At 54.0% G+C, this 2,500-nt stretch carries 2 rRNA genes (1 of these 2 cut by a window edge); both read left to right on the top strand.

Annotated elements, in window-relative coordinates:
* Positions 1 to 2,131, top strand: a 23S ribosomal RNA gene (locus tag ASF70_RS23350) (it extends 683 nt beyond the left edge of the window).
* A 222-nt stretch (positions 2,132 to 2,353) separates the two neighbouring features.
* Positions 2,354 to 2,468 (top strand): 5S ribosomal RNA (gene rrf / locus ASF70_RS23345).
* The last annotated feature ends 32 nt before the right edge of the window (positions 2,469 to 2,500 follow it).

Genomic DNA, 2,500 nt, shown 5'->3' with positions numbered 1-2,500 from the left:
GCGAGTCTGAATAGGGCGATTTAGTTAGATGCATTAGACCCGAAACCGAGTGATCTAGCCATGAGCAGGCTGAAGGTTGGGTAACACCAACTGGAGGGCCGAACCCGCATCTGTTGCAATAGATTGGGATGACTTGTGGCTAGGGGTGAAAGGCCAATCAAACTCGGAGATAGCTGGTTCTCCGCGAAATCTATTTAGGTAGAGCGTCGACCGAATACCCTCGGGGGTAGAGCACTGGATGGGCTATGGGGACTCACCGTCTTACTGATCCTAACCAAACTCCGAATACCGAGGAGTACTAGTCGGCAGACACACGGCGGGTGCTAACGTCCGTCGTGAAGAGGGCAACAACCCTGACCTCCAGCTAAGGTCCCCAAGTCATGGCTAAGTGGGAAAGGATGTGAGGATCCCAAAACAACCAGGATGTTGGCTTAGAAGCAGCCATCATTTAAAGAAAGCGTAACAGCTCACTGGTCTAAATAAGGGTCTTTGCGCCGAAAATGTAACGGGGCTAAAGCCATGCACCGAAGCTGAGGATATGCACGCAAGTGTATGTGGTAGCGGAGCGTTCCGTAAGTCTGTGAAGGAGGACCCGTGAGGGCCTCTGGAGATATCGGAAGTGCGAATGTTGACATGAGTAACGATAAAGGGGGTGAGAGACCCCCTCGCCGAAAGACCAAGGGTTCCTGCTTAAAGTTAATCTGAGCAGGGTTAGCCGGCCCCTAAGGCGAGGCAGAAATGCGTAGTCGATGGGAACCACGTTAATATTCGTGGGCCTGGTGGTAGTGACGGATCGCGTAAGTTGTACCTCCTTATTGGATTGGATGTGCAGCGGGGCGGTTCCAGGAAATAGCTCCACCGTATAGACCGTACCCGAAACCGACACAGGTGGTCAGGTAGAGCATACCAAGGCGCTTGAGAGAACTATGTTGAAGGAACTCGGCAAATTGCACGCGTAACTTCGGAAGAAGCGTGACCCCTTTTTACGCAAGTGGAAAGGGGTGGCACAGACCAGGGGGTAGCGACTGTTTATCAAAAACACAGGGCTCTGCGAAGTCGAAAGACGACGTATAGGGCCTGACGCCTGCCCGGTGCTGGAAGGTTAAAGGGAGAGGTGCAAGCTTTGAACTGAAGCCCCAGTAAACGGCGGCCGTAACTATAACGGTCCTAAGGTAGCGAAATTCCTTGTCGGGTAAGTTCCGACCTGCACGAATGGCGTAACGACTTCCCCGCTGTCTCCAACATAGACTCAGTGAAATTGAATTCCCCGTGAAGATGCGGGGTTCCTGCGGTTAGACGGAAAGACCCCGTGCACCTTTACTATAGCTTTACACTGGCATTCGTGTCGGCATGTGTAGGATAGGTGGTAGGCTTTGAAGCGGGGACGCCAGTTCTCGTGGAGCCATCCTTGAAATACCACCCTTATCGTCATGGATGTCTAACCGCGGTCCGTTATCCGGATCCGGGACAGTGTATGGTGGGTAGTTTGACTGGGGCGGTCGCCTCCGAAAGAGTAACGGAGGCGCGCGATGGTGGGCTCAGACCGGTCGGAAATCGGTCGTCGAGTGCAATGGCATAAGCCCGCCTGACTGCGAGACTGACAAGTCGAGCAGAGACGAAAGTCGGTCATAGTGATCCGGTGGTCCCGCGTGGAAGGGCCATCGCTCAACGGATAAAAGGTACGCCGGGGATAACAGGCTGATGACCCCCAAGAGTCCATATCGACGGGGTTGTTTGGCACCTCGATGTCGGCTCATCGCATCCTGGGGCTGGAGCAGGTCCCAAGGGTTTGGCTGTTCGCCAATTAAAGCGGTACGTGAGCTGGGTTCAGAACGTCGTGAGACAGTTCGGTCCCTATCTGCCGTGGGTGTAGGAATATTGACAGGATCTGTCCCTAGTACGAGAGGACCGGGATGGACATATCTCTGGTGGACCTGTTGTCGTGCCAACGGCATAGCAGGGTAGCTATATATGGAAGGGATAACCGCTGAAGGCATCTAAGCGGGAAACCCACCTGAAAACGAGTATTCCCTATCAGGGCCGTGGAAGACGACCACGTTGATAGGAGGCGTGTGGACGTGCAGTAATGCATGAAGCTTAGCCTTACTAATAGCCCGATTGGCTTCATCGTTCTCATTGACTATGCTCATCTCAAGGCCAACGCGTGAGCGTTGGTCCTGACAGAGCGAAAGCGAAAGCCTTTGCGACGGGCCCGGCGAACACGTCAGTGTTCGTCCGGTTTGTTGCACCAAAGACGTGTTCAACTAAGACAAAAGGGGGTTCGCCCCCGCCAGCTTCTCGATAAAGCGTTGCAATGGTCGCCCATTGCCACGCATACATTGCCCTTAATCGACCTGGTGGTCATTGCGGGGTGGCTGCACCCGTTCCCTTTCCGAACACGGCCGTGAAACACCCCTGCGCCAATGGTACTCCGTCTTAAGACGCGGGAGAGTAGGTCGCTGCCAGGTCTATTAAAGGCAATGCCATCCATAAGGATGGA

It is taken from the genome of Rhizobium sp. Leaf321 (assembly GCF_001423215.1).
Lineage (GTDB): Bacteria > Pseudomonadota > Alphaproteobacteria > Rhizobiales > Rhizobiaceae > Neorhizobium > Neorhizobium soli.
This window is presented reverse-complemented; position numbering and strand designations above follow the sequence as displayed.